The sequence below is a fragment of the Cohnella thermotolerans DSM 17683 genome (assembly GCF_000429825.1).
Lineage (GTDB): Bacteria > Bacillota > Bacilli > Paenibacillales > Paenibacillaceae > Cohnella > Cohnella thermotolerans.
Genome location: NZ_AUCP01000036.1, coordinates 1 through 19,316 on the forward strand (window position 1 = coordinate 1; position 19,316 = coordinate 19,316).

A 19,316-nucleotide genomic window follows, 5' to 3' on the forward strand; every position below is an offset into this window, starting at 1 on the left:
GAGTGACAGGGTCCGTATTACGCTCGATGTTCAGTTTTCAAGGAACAAGTTTGTTGCGTTCGTCGCCGTAACAGCGACCTTCATAATATATCACAAACGGGCTCTTCATTGCAACAAGCAATTTATTCCAAATCGCCGTCCGCTCGCTTGCGATACATTCGCGCCTAACAAGCGCGAGAGTTAATGTAACACATCGGCCAGGTCTCCGTCAATCGTTTCTTGCTATTTTTTTATTGAATGTTTTTACGACAATACGAGATGTTGAAGCCCGAGCACCAATCCGATGCCCGGCAGACCGAGAACCGCAACCGTTCCGATCGTCCCCGGGTTCAGCGGAACGTACCACCCGGTGACGAGTCCCGAGAAGTTCAAGGCGTAGATCGCCAAAGCGGACAGTACCAGATGGGTTCCGAACCTTGTGGCCCACCCCCGAGGCAGGACCCGGCGAAGCATCAGATACAAGAGCGCGCACGAGGATGCGACGAACAACGCGAGCCACATCGTTCTCATCTATAGAACCCCCACTCCGCTTCCTTGTTGCTTTCGAATTTTCCCCATAAGAGCTTGGCCTTGCGAATCAGGATGTCCAGCTTCTTCTCGGCCGCTTCCAGCGAATAGATCGCGTAGTCCACTTGCTCGGGCTCGAGCGCTTCGTCGAATCGGTTCCGGGCGACCGAGCACTCCCGCTCCGCTTCCCTGATCTCCCTCACGATGCGTTCCTTCTCCGTATTCAAGTCGGGATCTTGCCGAAGTGCCTTTTTGCCGACCATTGCCATCCCCTCCCCATCGGAAATGAAATTGCCCGTAGACAACCCATTACCATCTCTATGTACAAAACCGATCGGCTAGAATCGGGATTCCAACCAAGAGCAGGGTTTGAAGGCAAGGAGCTCAAGATCCGCGACGTCGAACCGTCCCCTTAAAATAAAAACGCCCCGGCAAGGGCGTCGCATGCACAAAATTTCTATAATTGCACCATTTCAAGCGCTTCAATGGAGCTCCCGCCGGCCCTCGAGCGCCTTGGACAACGTCACTTCGTCCGCGTACTCCAGATCGCCGCCGACCGGCAGCCCGTGCGCGATGCGCGTGACCCTGATGCCGAACGGCTTCACGAGCCGGGACAAATACATCGCGGTCGCTTCGCCTTCGATGTTCGGATTGGTCGCCAGAATGAGCTCCTGAACCCGCTCGTCGCCGAGACGGCGGAGCAGCTCCGCGATGCGGATATCGTCCGGTCCGATCCCGTCCACCGGCGAGATGGCGCCGTGCAAAACGTGATAAAGCCCGGTGAACTCCCGCGTGCGCTCCATCGCCACCAGATCCTTCGGCTCCTGTACGACGCAGATAACGGAGTTGTCCCGGGTTGTATCGGAGCAGATCCGGCACGGATCGGTGTCGGTAATGTTGCAGCAGACGGAACAGTACGTCAACTGCCGCTTCACGTTCACGAGCGCTTTGGCGAAATCGATGGTGTCCTCTTCCTTCATGCGCAGAACGTAAAACGCCAACCGGGCGGCCGTCTTGGGACCGATACCCGGAAGGCGGGAAAACGAGTCGATCAGCTTGGCAATCGGTTCGGGGTAGAACAAAAGTTTTCAAACTCCTCTATTCCGGCCGGGTCGAGGCAAGCCGGCAACAGCCGGCCGGATTCGCTTGATCAGAACAATCCGGGAATTTTGAGCCCGCCCGTAAACTTGCCCATATCGTTGTTGGCCAGTTCGTCGGCCTTCGTGAGTGCGTCGTTCACAGCGGTAAGCACGAGATCCTGCAGCATTTCGACGTCTTCCGGATCGACGGCTTCCGGCTTGATCGTGACGCTCAGCACTTTCTTGTGCCCGTTCGCCTGCACGGTTACGACTCCGCCGCCCGCCGTTCCTTCCACCGTCTTGTTGCCCAATTCTTCCTGGGCTTTGAGCATTTGCTCCTGCATCTTCTTCACTTGCTTCATCATCTGGTTCATGTTGTTCATCTGTATGCGCCTCCTTAGTCGTCCTTAATAATGACCAGTTGTTCTCCAAAAAGCCGTATCGCTTCCTCTACCAAAGGCTCGCCCGGCGCGCCGCCGCCATCCTCCGGCTCCAGGCGGAGCTCTTCGGCGGCGGCCTCTTCACGGGCCGGCCCCCCGGAGGACACCGCCTCCTGCCACTCCTTCTGGGTGACCGTGGCGAGCTGGGTCGGGTGCCCCAGCAAAGCGGACAGGGCTCCTTCGATCACCTGCTTGTTCGCAGGCTTCTCCGTCGTCTCCCGGTGAATCGTGTTGCGGAACGCCACCAGAACGGTATCGTCCGCATAAGAGACGGGCTCCCCGTCCACAAGCCAGGCGTGGACCGTCACCCGCTCTTCCTTGACGCGCTGCAAAATCTGCGGCCATTTGGACAGCACCTGCAGCGCATGGGGCGAACCTCTGGCCGCGAGGAAAGGATCGAGCTTCACCCGCGTCCGCAGCCCCTTGGCGGAAGCGGCCGTCCCTCCGGCGGAGCCGCTCCGGCCGCCCCAGCCGTTGCCCTGGCTGCGGGCCGAACCGCCGCCGGCAGAGGCTGCTCCGCCCGGCGATACGGGCGCACCCGCGCCGCCGCGCAGCAGCTCTTCGAGCCGCCGCTCAAGCGCGGCCACCTGCTGCTGCAGCCGCTGCAGCTCGGGGCCGCCCGAGCCCGCACCCGCACCTACGCCTGCGCCGGGCGCCGGCGATCGCTGCGCCGCCGGCACGGTTGCCGCCTGCTCGGAGGCTTCCGCATCGGCGGCGCACAGCTTGAGCAGCGCGATCTCGAACATCGTCTGCGGGTGGGCGGCGTATTTCATCTCCGATTGGTACCGGTTCAGCAGGTCGATGATCGCGAACAGCCGCTCCTTGGAGAAGCTCTGCGCCATGTCGCGCAACTGTCCCGGATCGGCGACTCTCCCGGCCGAAGCGGCGGCTTGCGGCGCCAACTGGGCCAGCAGCAGATCCCGGAAATAATGCATCAGCTGCTCCAGGCACTTGTCCGCGCTCTTGCCCGCCCGCATCATCTCGTCGACTTCGCGCAGCACGGCCGACGCGTCCGCGTCCCGCACGGCGATCGCCAGCCGGCCGAACTGCTCGGCCGGCAAGCCGCCGGTCGCCTCCACCGCGTCCCGGAGCGTCACTTGTCCGCCCGTGAACGAGGAGATTTGATCCAGCAGGCTCAGCGCATCCCGCATCCCCCCGTCGGACAGGCGCGCGATATAAACGAGCGCTTCTCTCTCCGCTTGAATGCCTTCCTTCCGGCAGATGTCCTGAAGCCACTCGCTCTGCTCCTCCAGAGACACCCGGCGAAATTCGAAGCGCTGGCAGCGAGAGACGATCGTCGGCGGCAGGCGATGGGGTTCCGTCGTCGCCAGCATGAACATGACATGTCCCGGCGGCTCCTCCAACGTCTTCAGCAGGGCGTTGAACGCCTCCGTCGTCAGCATATGCACTTCGTCGATGATGTACACTTTGCGCCGGACTTCCGTCGGCGCGTATTTGACTTTATCGCGAATGTCGCGAATCTCTTCGACCCCGCGGTTGGACGCGGCGTCGATCTCGACCACGTCCATGACCGAGCCCGCCGCGATCCGTCTGCAGGCTTCGCATTTGTTGCACGGTTCCGGCGTCGGTCCCTTCTCGCAGTTGACCGCCTTGGCCAACAGCCTCGCGGCGCTCGTCTTCCCTGTTCCTCTGGGGCCGCTGAACAGATAGGCGTGGGACAAACGGTCTTCGCGAATGGCGTTCTGCAGCGTCTGAACGATATGCTGCTGACCGACCATGTCATGGAACGTCTGCGGGCGCCAGGCCCGGTATAATGCGATATGGGCCATCCCTTGTCGCTCCCGTCGGCTAGTTGACTTTCCCTCCATTATACATCATCGGACGGAAGCGCTCCACCGCCCGGCGAGGGCTTCCGCTGCGAAGCCCCGATTGCGGGAATCGTCACCGAAAACACCGTGCCTCCGGTTCCGCTCGACACCTCGATGCGGCCTCCCAGCTCGTGCACGATTCGCTGGCAAATGGACAAGCCCAGTCCCGTGCCCTGCTCCTTCGTCGTAAAGAAAGGATCGAACACCCGATCGATCATCTCTTCGGGTATTCCGGGCCCGTTATCGCACACGTCCACCGTGACCTCCGCCGCGCCGGGAGGGCATGGCCTTTCCCGTATTATCAGCATTCCTCCTTCGGTCATCGCTTCGATCGCGTTTTTGCCCAAGTTCAGAAAAACTTGCTTCAACAGCTCCTTATCCGCAAAAATGGAGGGGAGTTCGTTGCGGGGTATGTACTGCAGCGTTACGTTGTGCATCACAGCTTCGTTGCGAAGCATGGGCAGCATCTCGTCGAAAAGCTTCCCCAACCGGACCGGTTGCAGCTCGACTTTCTTAGGTTTGCTGAGCAGCAAAAATTCGTTCACGAGCGCGTTGACCCTCTCCAGCTCGGCCAGCACGATGTCGACATAGTCGAGCTCCCGGTTCATCTGCCTCTCGGCGAGCGAACGATGCAGGAGCTGAATGAACCCCCGAATCGCCGTCAGCGGATTGCGAATTTCGTGCGCCGTTCCGGCAGCCACTTCGCCGATCATTTTGAGCCTGTCCGACCTGCGGACCTGTTCCTCGAGCGCCATCAGTTGCGTGACATCCCGGAACAGAACGTAGGCGCCGATCACCTTCCCGCCATCGCCATCGCGGAGCAGTTCCCCGTCCAGCACCCATTCCCGCCGCCGGTCTCCGGAGCGCCACGTGTAGCTGCGGTTGCGAAACACCCGGCCCTGAAGCAGCGAGGCGTCTACCGGCAAAGGAACCGTTTGAAGCCGGAACAGGCTCTCCGCATTCTGGCCGAGAAGTTCTTCCCGCTCCCTGCCGATCGCCTGGCATACCATCGGACTCGCTTCCACGATCCGAAAGTCCGCGTCCAGCAGCAGTACGCCGAAATTTTCATGGCCAAGCAAATTTTCGAGGAAACGGCGGACGAACTTTTCCTTCCGCGGCTCTCTGCTTCTCGCTTCCTCGAATTCCCAATCCGATTGTTGGTCCTGATGTTTGGGGATATCCCGGTTTTTTGAATTGTCCATGTCGCGACACCACCCTCCGGTCTGTCTGCCCTGTCCGATGTTTTTCGTGGCCGGGGACTTTTTTCCTCCTTCGGAACTGCGACTTATGCCTCTGTCATGGCCAACATGCAAAAAAAGCATCCCGCGCAATGCATGCCTGCGCCGAGATGCTCTAACTACCGTGCTTTGAATGCTTAAAAAACGAGGACCGTGCACCTGCCCCCGATCGTTGCCATCCAGCCGGCCATGCCGATCCGCTCCCGCCCGGCTACCCCCCAGCACAAGAACGTGACCACTTACGGCTGCTTCCTTCCGGACCTGACCGGGTTCATGGGCGTCCCTTGCGGAGGACCTTGCGATCAACACGAAACCAAACATAGCCGGAACCTGCGTGACAAGACCTCAGACAGGAATTCAACCTCGCTATAGCGGATTGCGAGTTACAGGGCACCGCTACCTCCCCGTCTAGCACGGCATGACTTAGTATAACGAATTCGGAGCGCCAAAGCAACCGATGGAGACAGTATCCAGCCATTTGAAGCGGTCGGCGCTTGACGCAATGCGTTATCCGTTAACGCGTTCGGGTCGAGGTGACATGAATGTTGTATCTTGGAAAATTGAACCGGAGCACCGAAGCGGCTTCGCGTTCCACCGTAGGAACCTTGCGGGCGCTCAGACTCGGGTCCAACTTCAGCGTTACGTACGCATCGGCTCCGTTGAACGTCACGTTGCTTCCTCTGACGCCGCGCACGTTTTTGATCGCCTGCCGGATCAGCAACCCGTCGTTTTTGTAGTTGAGGGCCATGTGCCGACCCGGAATGTGGGGATTGGCGTTCGTGCGTCCCAGGTAACCGTCGTTCGCGTAGCTTTGGGGCTTGACGCTGCTCGTTCCGCCTTGATTGCTGCATCCGGCAAGGAGTCCGGCAGCCGCCAGAGAGAGCGACAAGGACGCCGCCAACCATCGTTTGCTCAGTTGTGCGAACATGAAAAAAACCTCCCTTTATCCGGTAGGATGTAATGGGAGGTCTATTTCTATACAGCCGGATCTTACAGGCCGTATTTTTTCTTGAACTTATCGACACGTCCGCCAGCATCCAGGAACTTCTGTTTACCCGTGAAGAAAGGATGGCATGCGGAGCAAATTTCGACGCGGATGTTCGGACGGACCGAACCCGTTTCGAAAGTATTGCCGCAAGCGCAAGTAGCCGTCGTCACTTGGTAATTAGGATGGATGGAATCTTTCAACGCGTTCACCTCTTTCTGCCCTGAACCACATGCGGATCCAGAGTATTAGACACATAATGGGATTATATCACGTCCGGAGTGAAAATCACAACCGGATTTTTCCGTCAATTTTTGGTGCGGACCCGGCCGCGGGCGGGACGTGGGTGAAGGAGCCGATCGTTACGTCGGGAAGCTCTTCCCTGAAAATGTCGAGCAGCGTTTTCATCCCGTAAATTTCGCCCTTGGCTTCCGGAATGAGCGCCAAATACGCGTCCGGGTCGATGTTCAGATTGCGCATCTGAATGAGCTTGAGACCCGTGCGGCGGACAAAGCCGATCATCGCCTCGATCTCCTCCTCGCGGTCCGTAACGCCCGGGAAGACGAGATAGTTGATCGACGTGTAGACGCCTTTGTCGGCGGCGTACCGGAGCGTCTTCTCGACGTTGGCCAGCGTGTAGCCGCGCGGCTTGTAATAAGCGTTGTAATGGTCGTCCAGCGCGCTGATCGTGCTGACGCGCATCAAGTCGAGGCCGGCGTCGGTAATGGCGCGGAGATGATCGGTCAGCCCCGCGTTCGTATTGATGTTGATGTAGCCCATCGACGTTTGTTCCCGGACGCGCTTGATCGCTTCGACGATGATTTTCGCCTGGGTGGAAGGCTCCCCTTCGCAGCCCTGCCCGAAGCTGATGATCGATTCGGGCGTCCGCAGATGCTCCAGCATAATCTCGACGACTTCGTCCACCGTCGGCTTGAACTGAAGCCGCGTCTGCGGAGAGACGAAGCCGCTGTCGTCGGGCTGCTCGGATATGCAGCCGAAGCATCCGGCGTTGCAGGCGAACGAGACCGGAACGGCCCCTTCCCACCGCTGCAGGAAGGTGTTCGACGACGTCAGGCATTCGTAGCCGAGCGCGCAATTGGACAGATGCTTGTACAGGCGGTTGTCCGGATATTTGTCCAGAAGCCGCTGAACCTGCCGCTTCACTTCGCCCCGGTCGCAGTTCTCCGGATTCCAGCGCTCGGCGTCATCGCTTCGGCAAGCGGCCACGTAGAAGCCGTCCTTCTTCCAGACAACGGCGGTGTAGCCGAACAAGGGCAGCAGCTGCGTCTTGTCGGTCTTCGTGTAGCCGGGCACATAGAATCGCGTATAGCCTTGCGGCAGCAGGGCGCCTACCGCGCAATAGTCGCCGGGTACGGGCACCATCCGGCCGGAATCGGGATCGATGCCGACGGGGCGGGTGTTAGGCAAAGCGACCAGCGTCGCGCCGGGCGGAAGCGGAATGAGATCGTCTTCGAGCAGCTCGACGAGGTCGTTGCCGCTGCGGGCGACGCCATACAGATCCGGATGGTCGAATACGTTATTGTTCTTGTCGGCGTAAACCAGATGCATTTTTTAAAAGCCCCTCTCGGTAGCCGGTTGTTTCAATCCACGCCTACGGCGGGCGACCAGGGTTGACCGGACGCTCAGGTCGAGCTGCCCTTCGTCGTGCGGCGGGAGCCGGTTCCCGTGCGTTTGGCGGTCGCCTTGGCGGCCTTGGCCTCGGCCGCTTCCGTCGCGGCAGCCGCGGCATCGCCCGAAGCCGATACGGCTTCGGCCTTGCTCGCATCGGCCGCCGGTGCGGCTTCGCCGGAGGCGCCGGCTTCCGCGGCGGCTGCGGCGGACTTCGTCCGGGCGCCTGCGCTCCGCGTGGAGGCGCCGGCTTTGCTGCGCGAGCTTGCCGCGCGCGGTTTCGCCGCCGCGGCATCCGCGGCCGGCGCGCTTTCGTCCGCGGCGCCTGCGGGGGCGCCGGCGGCCGCAGCCGGTTCGGCCGCCTCGGCCGTCGCCGCCGCGCGGCGCCTTGCGGGCGCGGCGCTTGCCGGCTTCGCCGTTGCGTCGGCGGCCGGCGCTTCCGGCGCCGGGCCGGAGCCAGCGCTGCTGCGCGAGCTTGCGTCGGCGGCGCCTGCACTTGCCGGGCTAGCGCTTGCAGCGCCCGCAAGCGCACCGCCCGTGCCGGTACTTGCTCCGGCACTGCCCTGGCTTGCATCTCCCGCATTCGCGATGCTTGCGGCGCCATTGCTGGCGCCGACCGTGCCCGCGCTAGCACTGCCTGCTCCCGCTGCGCTTGCGCCAGCCGAGCTGGCGGCGGGAGCCGGTCTGGACGCCGGAGCCGAAGACGACGACCACTGCGTCCCGCCCGACACCGTTCCGCCCGCCGGCTGCGAGGACACCGGGCGGCTCGTGCCCGTTCCCCCGCCGTACGGCCGCGAAGGCGAAGCGGAGGAATACGAGCCGGTGCCCGTCTGGGGCCGAGAACCGTTGTAGCCGACGTTCGGCCGCGACGTCATGCCCGTTCCGTTCGGACGCGCGGACGCGCCGGAGCTCGAGTAGCTCGAACCCGACGAATAGCCCGCCCCTTGCCCGGGGCCGGAATAAGCGCCGGTTCTCGCGGGACGGCTTGCGGCGGAAGAAGTCCCGCCGGAGCTTGCCGATCCGCTCATGCCGCTCGAGCTGCCCGAACCGCCGCTCGAAGCCGATTCGAGCGATTCCAGAAACTCCTGATTCGTCTTCGTATTCGCGAGCTTGCGCAGGAATTGATCGACGAATTCAATGGAGTCGTTCATGCCTTTGCGGATCGCCCATACTTTGTCCAGTTCCTCCTTGGTGAGCAGCATCTCCTCGCGCCGCGTGCCCGAACGCCGAATGTCCAACGCCGGGAAGATGCGCCGTTCCGCCAGCTTGCGGTCCAGATGCAGCTCCATGTTGCCGGTGCCTTTGAACTCCTCGTAAATGACGTCGTCCATCCGGGAGCCGGTCTCGATGAGCGCCGTCGCCAGAATGGTCAGGCTGCCGCCTTCCTCCACGTTGCGCGCCGCGCCGAAGAAGCGCTTCGGGCGGTGGAACGCCGCCGGATCGATACCTCCGGACAGCGTCCGCCCGGACGGCGGAATGACCAGGTTGTAGGCGCGCGCCAGACGGGTGATGCTGTCCAGCAGAATGACGACGTCGCGCTTGTGCTCGACGAGGCGAAGCGCCCGCTCCAGAACCAGTTCGGCAACCTTGATATGATGCTCCGGCACTTCGTCGAACGTCGAGGCGACGACTTCGCCCTTGACCGAGCGCTGCATGTCCGTCACTTCTTCCGGGCGCTCGTCGATGAGCAGCACGAACAGATCGATGTCCGGACGGTTCGTGGAGATACTGTTCGCGATCTCTTTGAGCAACAGCGTCTTGCCCGCCTTCGGCGGCGCGACGATCAGGCCGCGCTGGCCGAGCCCGACGGGCGCCAGCAAGTCCATGATACGGGTCGACAAACGGGTTGGAGTCGTCTCAAGAACAAGTTTCTCCTGCGGGAATAGCGGAGTGAGTGCGGGAAAATGGAGGCGTTCGGCAGCGGTCTCCGGAGATTCGCCGTTGACGGCGTTCACCTGCAGCAGTCCGAAGTAACGCTCGCTCTCCTTCGGAGCCCGGCATTTGCCCGATACGAGATCGCCGGTCCGCAGATCGAACTTGCGGATCTGCGAAGCCGAGATATAAATGTCTTCCGCGCTTGGCAAATAGTTGATCGGGCGAAGGAAGCCGTACCCTTCGGGCAGAACTTCCAGCACGCCCTCCATGAACATGAGCCCGCTTCGTTCGGCCTGCGCGCGCAGAATCGCGACGATGAGCTCCTTTTTCTTCATTTGGCTGTAGTCGGCGATTTGATAGTTCTTGGCGAGCTTGGTCAGCTCGTTCAGCGTCAATCCTTCCAAATCGGCCATCATGAGATCTGTCAATAGAATCCCCACTTTACGATCCGAATGGAGCGATCCGGCAAGCGGATCACCCTTCGCGCCATACTTCGGCGCCCAAATTGCTTAAATGCTCGACCAGGCGTTCATAGCCGCGGTCGATGTACTCCACGCCGGTAATCTCGGTGATGCCGTCTTCTACCGTCAGCGCCGCCACGGCCAGCGCCGCGCCTGCGCGAAGATCGGCCGCGCGCACCTTGGCCGCGTTCAACCGTCCGCCTTCGATGATGGCGGACCTTCCTTCCACCCGAATTTGCGCGCCCATGCGAATTAGCTCCGGCACATGCTTGAAGCGGTTGCTGTACACGAAATCGGAGAGGATGCTGACCCCTTGCGCTTGCGTGAGCAAGCTGGTCATCGGGGATTGCAAATCGGTCGCAAAGCCCGGATAGACGAGCGCTTTGACATCCACCGCCTCGTATTGAGGCTGGCCTACGACGCGGATCGATTCGTCCATTTCGTAGACGTGCACGCCCATCTCCTGCAGCTTGGCCGTCAACGCCTCGAGATGCTTGGGAATGATATTATCGATGAGTACGTCGCCCCGCGTGGCCGCGGCCGCGATCATGTAAGTGCCGGCCTGAATCCGGTCCGGTATGATCGAATGGCGGCAGCCATGCATGCTGTCGACGCCCTCGATGCGGATCGTCTCCGTGCCGGCTCCCTTGATCTTCGCCCCCATGGAGTTCAGGAGCGTGGCCACATCGACAATCTCCGGTTCCTTGGCCGCATTCTCGATGACGGTGGATCCTTTCGCCCGGGCGGCGGCCAGCATAATGTTAATCGTGGCGCCCACGCTGACGACATCCAAATATATTTTAGCCCCGCGCAGTTCTTTGGCCTTGATGCGGATGGCTCCATGTTCGTTGGTTACGACTGCCCCCAACGCCTCAAAGCCCTTGATATGCTGGTCAATGGGACGGGGTTCGAAGTTGCATCCTCCGGGCATTCCGATCGTCGCCTCTCCGAAACGGCCCAGCAACGCTCCCATCAAGTAATAAGAGGCTCTGAGCATCTTGACGCGTCCGTTCGGCATCGGCTTGGAGATCATCCCGGAAGGATCGATAGACATCGTGTCGGAGGTCCAGGTTACTTTGCCCCCGAGTTCTTCCAGCAATTCGATATAAATCGCTACGTCGCTAAGATGGGGAAGATTATCCAAACGCACTTCCGATTCGGCCAGAATGGCCGCGGGCAGAAGCGCGATCGCGCTGTTTTTCGCGCCGCTGATGCCAACCGTTCCTCGGAGCGGCCGGCCTCCGCGTATCATCAGTTTATCCATGAATGCATGGTTCCTCCTAGTCTGCTGCTCATGCACCGGGAGACGGAGGTCACGCCGATACAAAATGAAGGAAAGGGAAAACGCCGCTTGACGTTTTCCCATATCAGAAAGCATGACTGCTTCGAAGGCATGTCCGGCATGCCGGCGCCTCTTAAAATGGTGAAGTCGGTTAGGATTAGGCTTGGTTGCTGCTTCCGAACAGGCGGATTTTCTCTTGGACCACTTGCTTCATAGCTGCGCGAGCGGGCGTAAGATATTTGCGGGGATCGATAATGTTCGCGTCTTTGGCGAGGACTTCGCGAATTTGGGCGGTGCAAGCGACTTGGTTCTCGGTGTTGACGTTGATCTTGCCGACGCCGGCCTGGATCGCTTCGCGAATCATCTCGTCCGGTACGCCGGAACCGCCGTGCAGAACGATCGGAACCGGAATCTTCGCGGCGACCGCTTTGATGATGTCGTAGTGGATCTTCACTTCGCCTTTGTACATGCCATGAGCCGTACCAACCGCAATTGCCAGCGCGTCGACGCCCGTCTCTTCGTAGAAACGGATCGCTTCTTCCGGCTTGGCCAGTTGCGCATGAGCTTCGTCCACGCTCAGATCGTCCTCGACGCCGCCGATCGTGCCCAGTTCGCCTTCAACGGATACGCCCATCGCATGCGCGGCCTTAACGATTTCTTTCGTCAGCTTGATGTTCTCTTCGAACGGATGGTGGGAACCGTCGAACATAACGGAAGAGAAGCCTGCGCGGATACACTTCATCGCAATGTCGAAGTTGCTTCCGTGGTCAAGGTGAAGGGCGATCGGCAAGCCGGACTTCTTCGCTGCCGCTTCCGCAATCGCTACCGTGTATTCAATCCCCATGTACTTCAATGCGCCTTCGCTGACGCCAAAAATAAAAGGGGATTTCTCTTCGATCGCAGCATCGGTAATCGCTTGGGCGAACTCGAGGTTGTTCATGTTGAACTGACCTACGGCAAACTTGTTCGCCTTCGCTTTGGGCAGAAACTCATTCATTGATACGAGTGGCATGATGCAACTCCTCCTGCGCTTCAAATAAATCGCATTCGCATGCGACTTGCATACTGCGCTATTATAACACAAAATGAGTTTTTATTGTAAACCCGTCCCTACGACCCCGAAGCGAACCGGGAAGGCGCTCCTTCGCCCAGCTGCATATTGACCGCGATCCGCATCTCGTCGATGTCGAACGGCTTCGTAAAGTGCATGAGCGCGCCCAGATCGGTCGCTTCCTTGATCATGTCCAGCTCTCCGTAGGCCGTCATCATGATCACTTTGATCTCGCGGTTCATTTCCTTAATTTTCTTTAATATTTCGAGCCCGTCCATTCCCGGAATCTTCATGTCCAGAAGCACGAGATCGGGCGCGTGGTTGCGAACGATCTCCAGAGCGGCGCGGCCGTTGGCCGCCTGATACGTCTCATACCCTTCCGTTGCGAACACTTCGAGCAGCAAAATCCGGATTCCGATCTGGTCGTCGACGATCAGCAGCTTCTTCTTCCCCATCACCAATACCTCCGTTTCTCCAACCCGTTTTAACCGTATTCGAGATCGGCACCGGGAATTCCTTCAATCTCCATGGTAAAATGTGAAAAACGCCCCGGTATTCACCAAGGCGTTAAAATTGAAGGCGGCGATTCAAGCTTCCGCGCGAGACAGCGAAGCCTTCACGAACTCGCGGAACAAAGGCTGCGGACGGTTCGGGCGGGACGTGAATTCCGGGTGGAACTGCACGGCCAGGAACCACGGATGGCCCGGCAGCTCGATCATCTCGACGAGACGGCCGTCCGGCGAGGTGCCCGAAATGCGCAGGCCCGCGGATTCGATCGTCTCGCGATATTCGTTGTTGAATTCGTAACGGTGGCGATGGCGCTCGTACACGAGCTCGTCGCCGTAGCATTCGGCCGCCAGGGTGCCCGGAACCAGCTTGCAGGGATACAGGCCCAAACGCATCGTGCCGCCGAGGTCCTCGATGTCCTTCTGCTCCGGGAGCAGGTCGATGACGGGATAAGGCGTCGCCGGATGAATCTCCGAGCTGTTGGCGCCGTCGAGCCCGGCCATGCTGCGGGCGAATTCGATGACGGCCACTTGCATCCCGAGGCAAATGCCGAAGAACGGAATGCCTTGCTCACGAGCATAGCGGATGGCCGTAATTTTCCCTTCGATCCCGCGGTCCCCGAACCCTCCGGGAACGAGAATGCCGTGAACGCCGCCCAGCTTCTCCTCCACGTTGCCCGGCTCGACTTCCTCCGCGTTCACCCAGCGGATGTTCACTTCCGCGTCGGCGTCGATGCCCGCGTGGCCGAGCGCCTCGACGATGCTCAGGTAAGCGTCGTGCAGCGCGACGTACTTGCCGACGATCGCGATCTCCGTCGTCTTGCGGAGCGACTTGACCCGTCCGACGAGCGCTTCCCATTCCGCCATGTCCGGCTCGGGAGCGGCATGGGACAGTCCCAGATGTTTGACGACGTAATCGTCCAGGCCTTGATCGCGAAGCATGAGCGGCACTTCGTAAAGCGTGGAAGCGTCGCGGCATTCCACGACGGCGTTCGCGTCGATGTCGCAGAACAGGGCGATCTTGCGCTTCATCTCCTCGGCCAGCGGATATTCCGTACGGCAGACGATGACGTTCGGCTGAATGCCGATGCTGCGCAGCTCCTTCACGCTGTGCTGGGTAGGCTTCGTCTTGACCTCCCCGGCGGCTTTAATATAAGGAATAAGCGTGACGTGGATGTACATGACATTTTCCCGGCCGATGTCGCTCTTGATCTGGCGAATGGCTTCGAGGAAAGGAAGGCTCTCGATATCGCCGACCGTGCCGCCGATCTCCGTGATGACGACGTCGGAACCGGTCTCGCGCCCGGCCCGGAACACGCGGTCTTTGATCTCATTGGTAATATGAGGAATAACTTGCACCGTGCCGCCGAGATACTCGCCCCGCCGCTCCTTGCTGATGACGGTCGAATAGATCTTGCCGGTCGTCACGTTGCTGTTCTTGGACAGGTTGATGTCGATGAACCGCTCGTAGTGCCCGAGATCGAGATCGGTCTCGGCGCCGTCGTCGGTGACGAAAACTTCCCCGTGCTGATAAGGACTCATCGTCCCCGGGTCGACGTTAATGTACGGATCGAACTTCTGGATCGTCACCTTGAGTCCGCGGTTCTTGAGCAGCCGGCCGAGCGAAGCGGCGGTAATCCCTTTGCCCAGCGACGATACGACGCCGCCCGTTACAAAAATATATTTGGTCACTCTGAACGAAACCTCCCACCCCATGCCTGCGGCATTATCTTTATCGTACCCGCATTCGCTCGAATCAAGCAGAAACGCCTTCGCCGTAACCGAGACAGCTCCATCGAAGTCGGACGCGATACAATTTGACAAAACAAAAAAGTGTCACCCATTGACTGGGGGCACTTTTCATTCATTCATCTATGGAAAAGCATACTTCTAAAGCCCAAGCATAAGTTTACCGTCTCGCCGGTATGGTGTCAAGCCTGACAAACGCTCGGAAAAGCCCTTCTATTTGTCCTCTTCCTCATCATCCTCGATGTCGTCGAATTCGTCCTCGTCGAGATCGTCGGTCTCTTCTTCCACTTCGTCGACAAGCTCTTCGGCGAGACCAGCGTCTTCTTCGTCGTCGAGAATGACTTCCTCGTCGACTTCGGCGGCTTCTTCGCCCTCGTCGAACAGCTCCTCGCGCTCTTCGTCGAACAGATCGTAAGTCTCCTCGTCCGGCGAGAAGGACTCTTCTTCTTCCTCGCCGTACAGATCCTCGTCGTCGAGATCGTCGTCGTCGTTGATAATCCGCGGACGCTTGCCGCCGCCCGCAACGGAATCTTCCGAACGCTCCACCGGATACCAGCGTTTAAGGCCCCAGACGTTGTTGCCTACGCAGGCGAAGCGGCCGTCGATGTTGATCTCGGTGTAGAGTTGGGCGATCACTTCGTTGATTTGGTCTTCGGAGAACCCTCTGATCTTGGCGATCTCCATCATCAGATCGCGATAGTAGAATGGGGTATTGGCCGCTTTGAGCACCTCGAAGGCGAGGTCGACCATCGGCATTTCCCGGATTTTCTCGGCATCTAATTTCAGGACGTATTCCGCGCTCACGCTACTGCTCATCCTCTCTTTATGTTAAAACGTCGCAACTGTCCGCTTCTATGTCAACCTTTAGTTAACCTCATTTTTTGCGAAAATGCAAGCGCGGCCCCGAAGCGCGAAAAAGCGAAGGCACGTCCTGCGACGAATGCCTTCGCTTTTCGACTGTACCCCTTCCGGCCGCCCCGCCGGCGGAGAAGCCGTCGCGGTAAAGAGTCTCGCGCGGGAAACTCTCCCTTCATCCTATGTAGCCGGTGCCGGATAGGTACGGTGCGACGCCCATTTGCGGCAAAAAAAGGCCTCTTCCCCATGCGCTTGGATTGGCTCCCTCATACAATAGGGAAGCACATCCGCCGGGAGGGATTTGCGCAATGGACACCAACGGTTTCCTGGATTGGCTCAAAGGTTCCCTATCCTCCTCGGAGAACAGGGCTCGCAGGAGAATTATCCGGTTCGTGCGCCCGGACGACGACAGGCTGTTCCTTAAAGCGCTGCAGGCCGAAAAGACGTGGAACCGGTCGCTCAGGGAAATCCGGCGGCTCAGCATCATCAACGCCTACTCGTGCCCGATGCCTTCGCGCGAATGGCCCCTTCCCTTCGGGGACGCCATCGTCTGGGAGGAGGATCCTCTCGTCAGCATGCACGCCGCCCCCAAAGCCAGAACCGCGCCCAAGCGGGCCAGAGTGCGGACCTCCGTCGAACAGGGAATTCCTTGGGGCGTGCGGCGTATCCGGGCGCCCAAGGCTTGGAGCCGGACGACGGGCTACGGCGTGAAAGTCGGGGTCATCGACACCGGCGTCGACTTCAACCACCCCGATCTGCGCCACTCGGTGGAACGCGGCATCAACCTGATCCAGCGTACGATGCTGCCCCAGGACGACAACGGCCACGGCACGCACATCGCCGGCACGATCGCGGCGGCCAACCGGCTTCACGGGACGATCGGCGTCGCGCCGCGCGCCTCGATCTACCCGATCAAGGCGTTCGATTATAACGGAACGGCTTACGTCTCCGACATTATTCTCGGCATCGACTGGTGCGTCCGCAACCGGATGGATGTCGTCAACATGAGCTTCGGCATGCAGAACCGCAGCAAAGCCTTGCTGAGCGCCGTGAACAATGCGTACCGTTCCGGCATTCTCATCGTCGCTTCGTCGGGGAACGACGGCAAGCGCGACGAGATCGACTTCCCGGCAGGCTACCGTCAGACGATCGCCGTCGGCGCGACCAACCGCCAGGGGCGCGTCGCTTCGTTCACGAACCGGCACGGCGGCATCGACATCTACGCCCCCGGCGAGAAGATCGATTCCTGCTGGCTCCGGGGCACCCGGAAGGTGATGAGCGGCACCTCGATGGCCACTTCCCACGTGACCGGCGCGGTCGCGCTGCTGCTCGGACTGAAGCCGGGGCTGACGCCCGAGCAGATCAAATCGATTCTCAAACGCTCCACCCGGCCGGTGAAGATCGGCAAATCCCCGAGAACGGCCGGCGAGCTCGACGTCCTGCGCATGCTGCAAGCCGCGGACAAGATCACGTAACGCGCCGGGCTTACATTTGCTCCGGAGCGGACACGCCGACAATCTTCAGGCAGTTGGCCAGGACGATGCGCAGCGCGGCGAGCAATTGCAGCCGCGCTTGGGTCTGTCCGGCGTCCTCGGTAATGACGCGTTCGGCGCGGTAATAGCTATGGAACAGCGAAGCCAGCTCGTAGACGTACCGGATCATATGGTGAGGCGCGTAGGACGCGGCTGCGCCGGCGATCGTCTCCGGCAGCTCGCCCATCTTCCGCAGCAGGTCGAGCTCGTGCTCGGCGGTCAACTTGGCGAGCGGCGCTTCCCCGGCCGGCGCGAGCGCGATCCCCTGCTCCTGCGCCTGGCGGAAGATGCTGCAAATCCGGGCGTGCGCGTACTGAACGTAATAAACCGGATTCTCGTTGGACGTCGAGACGGCCAGATCCATGTCGAAGTCCAAATGCGAATCCATGCTGCGCATCGTAAAGAAATAGCGGATGGCGTCGACGCCGACTTCGTCCATCAGATCCTCCATCGTGATGGCCTTGCCGGTCCGTTTGGACATCTTCACCTTCTCGCCGTTCTGGAACAGGCTGACCATCTGGGCGATCAGAACGGTCAGCTTCTCCGGATCGTTGCCGAGCGCCGCCATGGCGGCTTTCATGCGGGGAATGTAGCCGTGGTGGTCGGCCCCCCAGATGTTGATCATTTGGTCGAAGCCGCGGCCGTATTTGTCCATATGGTAGGCGATGTCCGGCGTCAAATACGTATAGCTGCCGTCGTTCTTGACGAGCACGCGGTCCTTATCGTCCCCGAAGGCGGTCGTGTTCAGCCAGACGGCGCCGTCCTGCTCGTAGACGTGTCCCTGCGCCCGAAGGGCGTCCAGCGCGGCGGCGACGCGATTGTTCTCGTACAGCGAAGTTTCGCTGAACCATTCGTCGAAGCGAACCCCGAACCGTCCAAGATCGCGTTTGATCTTGTCGAGCTCCTTCTCCAGCCCGTAATTGCGGAAAAATTGAAAACGCTCCTCATCGGAGAGCGACAGCAGACGGTCTCCCTCCTGCTCCGCCAGCTCCTTCGCGAAGCCGACGATATCTTCGCCGTAATAGCCGTCCTCCGGCATCTCGGCTTCCTGGCCGAGCGCCTGGCGGTAACGGGCTTCGATAGAGGCGGCGAGGTTGGCGACCTGCTTACCCGCGTCGTTGATGTAGTATTCGCGCGTCACGTCGTACCCCGCGAAGTCGAGCACATTGCAGAGCGCATCGCCGACCGCGGCTCCTCTCGCGTGGCCCAGGTGGAGGCTGCCCGTCGGGTTCGCGCTGACGAACTCGACTTGAATTTTGCGCCCCTGCCCCGCGTCCACGCGGCCGTAATTTTCGCCTGCCGCGAGCACCTCGCCGATAATCGAATACAGGCAGCTTTTGTCGAGGCGGAAGTTAATGAAGCCCGGTCCCGCGATTTCCGCGGACAGAATGGAGGCTTTTGCCTTGTCCAGATGCTCCAGAATCGCTTCCGCGATCTGGCGCGGGTTGCGGCGGGCGATCTTCGTCAGCTGCATGGCCGCGTTCGTGGCCAGGTCCCCGTGGGCCTTATCCTTCGGCACTTCGAGCGCGAAGTCGGGCAATGCGTCCCGCTCCGTCAATCCGGCGGCCACGACCGCCTCCCCGATCGCCTCTTTCACTTGACTATACAATCTCTCCAGCGCATACTTGCTCATTCCTCGTGATCCTCCTGTACGCGCAGCCGCAAGTCGAAGCGGTCCGCGCTGATTTCGTCGATCCATAATTCATATTGCCATTCGATCTCGAGCGGCAGTCCGCCCGGCGTCTCGGACCGCAGGCTCAGAGCGGTCGTTTCCATTTCCAACCGCAGTCTTCCCGCGGGGGAGGCGTGCCATCCCGCCGTTCGCCGGCCGAGCCTGAACGTTTGCTCGCCTTGAACGTCCCCGTGCCGCAGCAGCGTCATCCCCGCGCCGTCCCATTTGACCGTCACGGAGCTTCCCCCGCCCTCCCCCGCGTCTTCGTATTTAATGTAGAGAGCGTTCCTTTTCGAATACAACATGCCCTTGTAAACCAGAACGCTCGTCTCGCCGCCGTGTCCGCTGCGCAACTCGATCTTGACCCGTCGCGGTTCCGATTCGTTCACGAGCCCCGATCCGCCCCTTCCGTATGCCCCATTGCCGCACCGACGAACCGCCCCTCCGGAACGCAAAAAATCCGTCTCTCGAAAGAGACGGATGTGAGGTCCGCGGTACCACTCTTCTGAATTCCGGCTCAGGCCTCCGCGGCTGCGTCCGGAATTCGCTCGATCGGATAACGGCAGATGCCGGGTTCCCCTACTGGACAAACGCTTTGCGTTCAGGGAACCAACTCCCGGGTGCGC

The 19,316-nt window shown here is 60.4% G+C and carries 17 protein-coding genes, 1 other RNA gene, 1 pseudogene and 1 other annotated feature (1 of these 20 running past the window's edge); of the genes and pseudogenes, 1 reads left to right on the forward strand and 18 read right to left on the reverse strand.

Annotated elements, in window-relative coordinates; all coding sequences use genetic code 11:
• Positions 1–243: 243 nt before the first annotated feature.
• The 16 genes and pseudogenes from G485_RS0106300 to rpoE all read right to left on the reverse strand — a co-directional run bounded on the left by G485_RS0106300 (position 244) and on the right by rpoE (position 15,435).
• Positions 244–510 carry a pro-sigmaK processing inhibitor BofA family protein gene (locus tag G485_RS0106300; RefSeq protein ID WP_027091860.1) on the reverse strand — a complete coding sequence of 89 codons (267 nt, stop codon included), beginning with the start codon at positions 508–510 and terminating at the stop codon, positions 244–246.
• A complete protein-coding gene (locus tag G485_RS25355) occupies positions 507–770 on the reverse strand; it encodes a DUF2508 family protein (RefSeq protein WP_051318070.1) in 264 nt (87 codons plus the stop codon). Before G485_RS25355 ends, G485_RS0106300 begins: the two co-directional genes overlap by 4 nt.
• 219 nt (positions 771–989) lie before the next feature.
• Positions 990–1,589, reverse strand: a complete 600-nt coding sequence (recR, locus tag G485_RS0106310; RefSeq protein WP_027091861.1) for a recombination mediator RecR — start codon at positions 1,587–1,589, stop codon at positions 990–992.
• A 68-nt stretch (positions 1,590–1,657) separates the two neighbouring features.
• Positions 1,658–1,969: a YbaB/EbfC family nucleoid-associated protein gene (locus G485_RS0106315; RefSeq protein WP_027091862.1), complete on the reverse strand. Its 312-nt coding sequence runs from the start codon at positions 1,967–1,969 to the stop codon at positions 1,658–1,660.
• Positions 1,970–1,983: 14 nt separating this feature from the next.
• Entirely contained in the window at positions 1,984–3,816 is a 1,833-nt protein-coding gene (dnaX, locus tag G485_RS0106320; protein ID WP_027091863.1) for a DNA polymerase III subunit gamma/tau, read from the reverse strand.
• A gap of 38 nt (positions 3,817–3,854) precedes the next feature.
• On the reverse strand, positions 3,855–5,057 hold the full coding sequence (locus G485_RS25360) for a two-component system sensor histidine kinase NtrB (protein ID WP_084423152.1): 1,203 nt from the start codon (positions 5,055–5,057) through the stop codon (positions 3,855–3,857).
• Positions 5,058–5,244: 187 nt separating this feature from the next.
• An RNA gene (ffs, locus tag G485_RS28805) (signal recognition particle sRNA large type) lies at positions 5,245–5,510 on the reverse strand.
• Positions 5,511–5,607: 97 nt separating this feature from the next.
• Positions 5,608–6,021, reverse strand: coding sequence for a hypothetical protein (locus G485_RS0106335; protein WP_027091864.1), 414 nt, complete (start codon positions 6,019–6,021; stop codon positions 5,608–5,610).
• Positions 6,022–6,083: 62 nt separating this feature from the next.
• Complete coding sequence (gene rpmE / locus G485_RS28810; RefSeq protein WP_084423153.1) at positions 6,084–6,281, reverse strand: 50S ribosomal protein L31; 198 nt, start codon at positions 6,279–6,281, stop codon at positions 6,084–6,086.
• Positions 6,282–6,366: 85 nt separating this feature from the next.
• Positions 6,367–7,647: a radical SAM family protein gene (locus G485_RS0106345; RefSeq protein WP_027091865.1), complete on the reverse strand. Its 1,281-nt coding sequence runs from the start codon at positions 7,645–7,647 to the stop codon at positions 6,367–6,369.
• Positions 7,648–8,776: 1,129 nt separating this feature from the next.
• Positions 8,777–9,998 (reverse strand): annotated as a pseudogene (rho, locus tag G485_RS25365) (transcription termination factor Rho); the annotation flags it as partial.
• A 58-nt stretch (positions 9,999–10,056) separates the two neighbouring features.
• Complete coding sequence (locus G485_RS0106355; RefSeq protein ID WP_027091866.1) at positions 10,057–11,307, reverse strand: UDP-N-acetylglucosamine 1-carboxyvinyltransferase; 1,251 nt, start codon at positions 11,305–11,307, stop codon at positions 10,057–10,059.
• 175 nt (positions 11,308–11,482) lie between these two features.
• The gene (gene fba, locus G485_RS0106360) at positions 11,483–12,337 is read right to left on the reverse strand and encodes a class II fructose-1,6-bisphosphate aldolase (protein WP_027091867.1); all 855 of its coding nucleotides are present in this window, start codon (positions 12,335–12,337) and stop codon (positions 11,483–11,485) included.
• Positions 12,338–12,435: 98 nt separating this feature from the next.
• The gene (locus G485_RS0106365) at positions 12,436–12,831 is read right to left on the reverse strand and encodes a response regulator (protein ID WP_027091868.1); all 396 of its coding nucleotides are present in this window, start codon (positions 12,829–12,831) and stop codon (positions 12,436–12,438) included.
• Positions 12,832–12,963: 132 nt separating this feature from the next.
• On the reverse strand, positions 12,964–14,574 hold the full coding sequence (locus tag G485_RS0106370; RefSeq protein ID WP_027091869.1) for a CTP synthase: 1,611 nt from the start codon (positions 14,572–14,574) through the stop codon (positions 12,964–12,966).
• Positions 14,575–14,844: 270 nt separating this feature from the next.
• A complete protein-coding gene (gene rpoE, locus G485_RS0106375) occupies positions 14,845–15,435 on the reverse strand; it encodes a DNA-directed RNA polymerase subunit delta (RefSeq protein ID WP_027091870.1) in 591 nt (196 codons plus the stop codon).
• A gap of 359 nt (positions 15,436–15,794) precedes the next feature.
• Between rpoE and G485_RS0106380 the strand changes: the two genes are divergently transcribed.
• Positions 15,795–16,961, forward strand: a complete 1,167-nt coding sequence (locus tag G485_RS0106380) for a S8 family peptidase (RefSeq protein WP_027091871.1) — start codon at positions 15,795–15,797, stop codon at positions 16,959–16,961.
• A gap of 10 nt (positions 16,962–16,971) precedes the next feature.
• Here the strand turns inward: G485_RS0106380 and argS are convergent, their stop codons facing one another.
• Together argS and G485_RS28260 are read right to left on the reverse strand one after the other, a co-directional pair.
• Entirely contained in the window at positions 16,972–18,651 is a 1,680-nt protein-coding gene (argS, locus tag G485_RS0106385; RefSeq protein ID WP_027091872.1) for an arginine--tRNA ligase, read from the reverse strand.
• A complete protein-coding gene (locus tag G485_RS28260) occupies positions 18,648–19,079 on the reverse strand; it encodes a YwiB family protein (RefSeq protein WP_051318071.1) in 432 nt (143 codons plus the stop codon). Before G485_RS28260 ends, argS begins: the two co-directional genes overlap by 4 nt.
• A gap of 80 nt (positions 19,080–19,159) precedes the next feature.
• Positions 19,160–19,316 (reverse strand) — a binding site (T-box leader) (it continues 88 nt past the right edge of the window).

Coding starts and splice junctions, on each gene's coding strand:
- G485_RS0106380 (WP_027091871.1), top strand. CDS start 15,795: ATGGACACCAACGGTTTCCTGGATTGGCTCAAAGGTTCCCTATCCTCC.
- G485_RS0106315 (WP_027091862.1), bottom strand. CDS start 1,969: ATGAACAACATGAACCAGATGATGAAGCAAGTGAAGAAGATGCAGGAG.
- G485_RS0106355 (WP_027091866.1), bottom strand. CDS start 11,307: ATGGATAAACTGATGATACGCGGAGGCCGGCCGCTCCGAGGAACGGTT.
- argS (WP_027091872.1), bottom strand. CDS start 18,651: ATGAGCAAGTATGCGCTGGAGAGATTGTATAGTCAAGTGAAAGAGGCG.
- G485_RS0106365 (WP_027091868.1), bottom strand. CDS start 12,831: ATGGGGAAGAAGAAGCTGCTGATCGTCGACGACCAGATCGGAATCCGG.
- G485_RS0106335 (WP_027091864.1), bottom strand. CDS start 6,021: ATGTTCGCACAACTGAGCAAACGATGGTTGGCGGCGTCCTTGTCGCTC.
- G485_RS25355 (WP_051318070.1), bottom strand. CDS start 770: ATGGTCGGCAAAAAGGCACTTCGGCAAGATCCCGACTTGAATACGGAG.
- G485_RS25360 (WP_084423152.1), bottom strand. CDS start 5,057: ATGGACAATTCAAAAAACCGGGATATCCCCAAACATCAGGACCAACAA.
- fba (WP_027091867.1), bottom strand. CDS start 12,337: ATGCCACTCGTATCAATGAATGAGTTTCTGCCCAAAGCGAAGGCGAAC.
- G485_RS0106345 (WP_027091865.1), bottom strand. CDS start 7,647: ATGCATCTGGTTTACGCCGACAAGAACAATAACGTATTCGACCATCCG.
- dnaX (WP_027091863.1), bottom strand. CDS start 3,816: ATGGCCCATATCGCATTATACCGGGCCTGGCGCCCGCAGACGTTCCAT.
- G485_RS0106300 (WP_027091860.1), bottom strand. CDS start 510: ATGAGAACGATGTGGCTCGCGTTGTTCGTCGCATCCTCGTGCGCGCTC.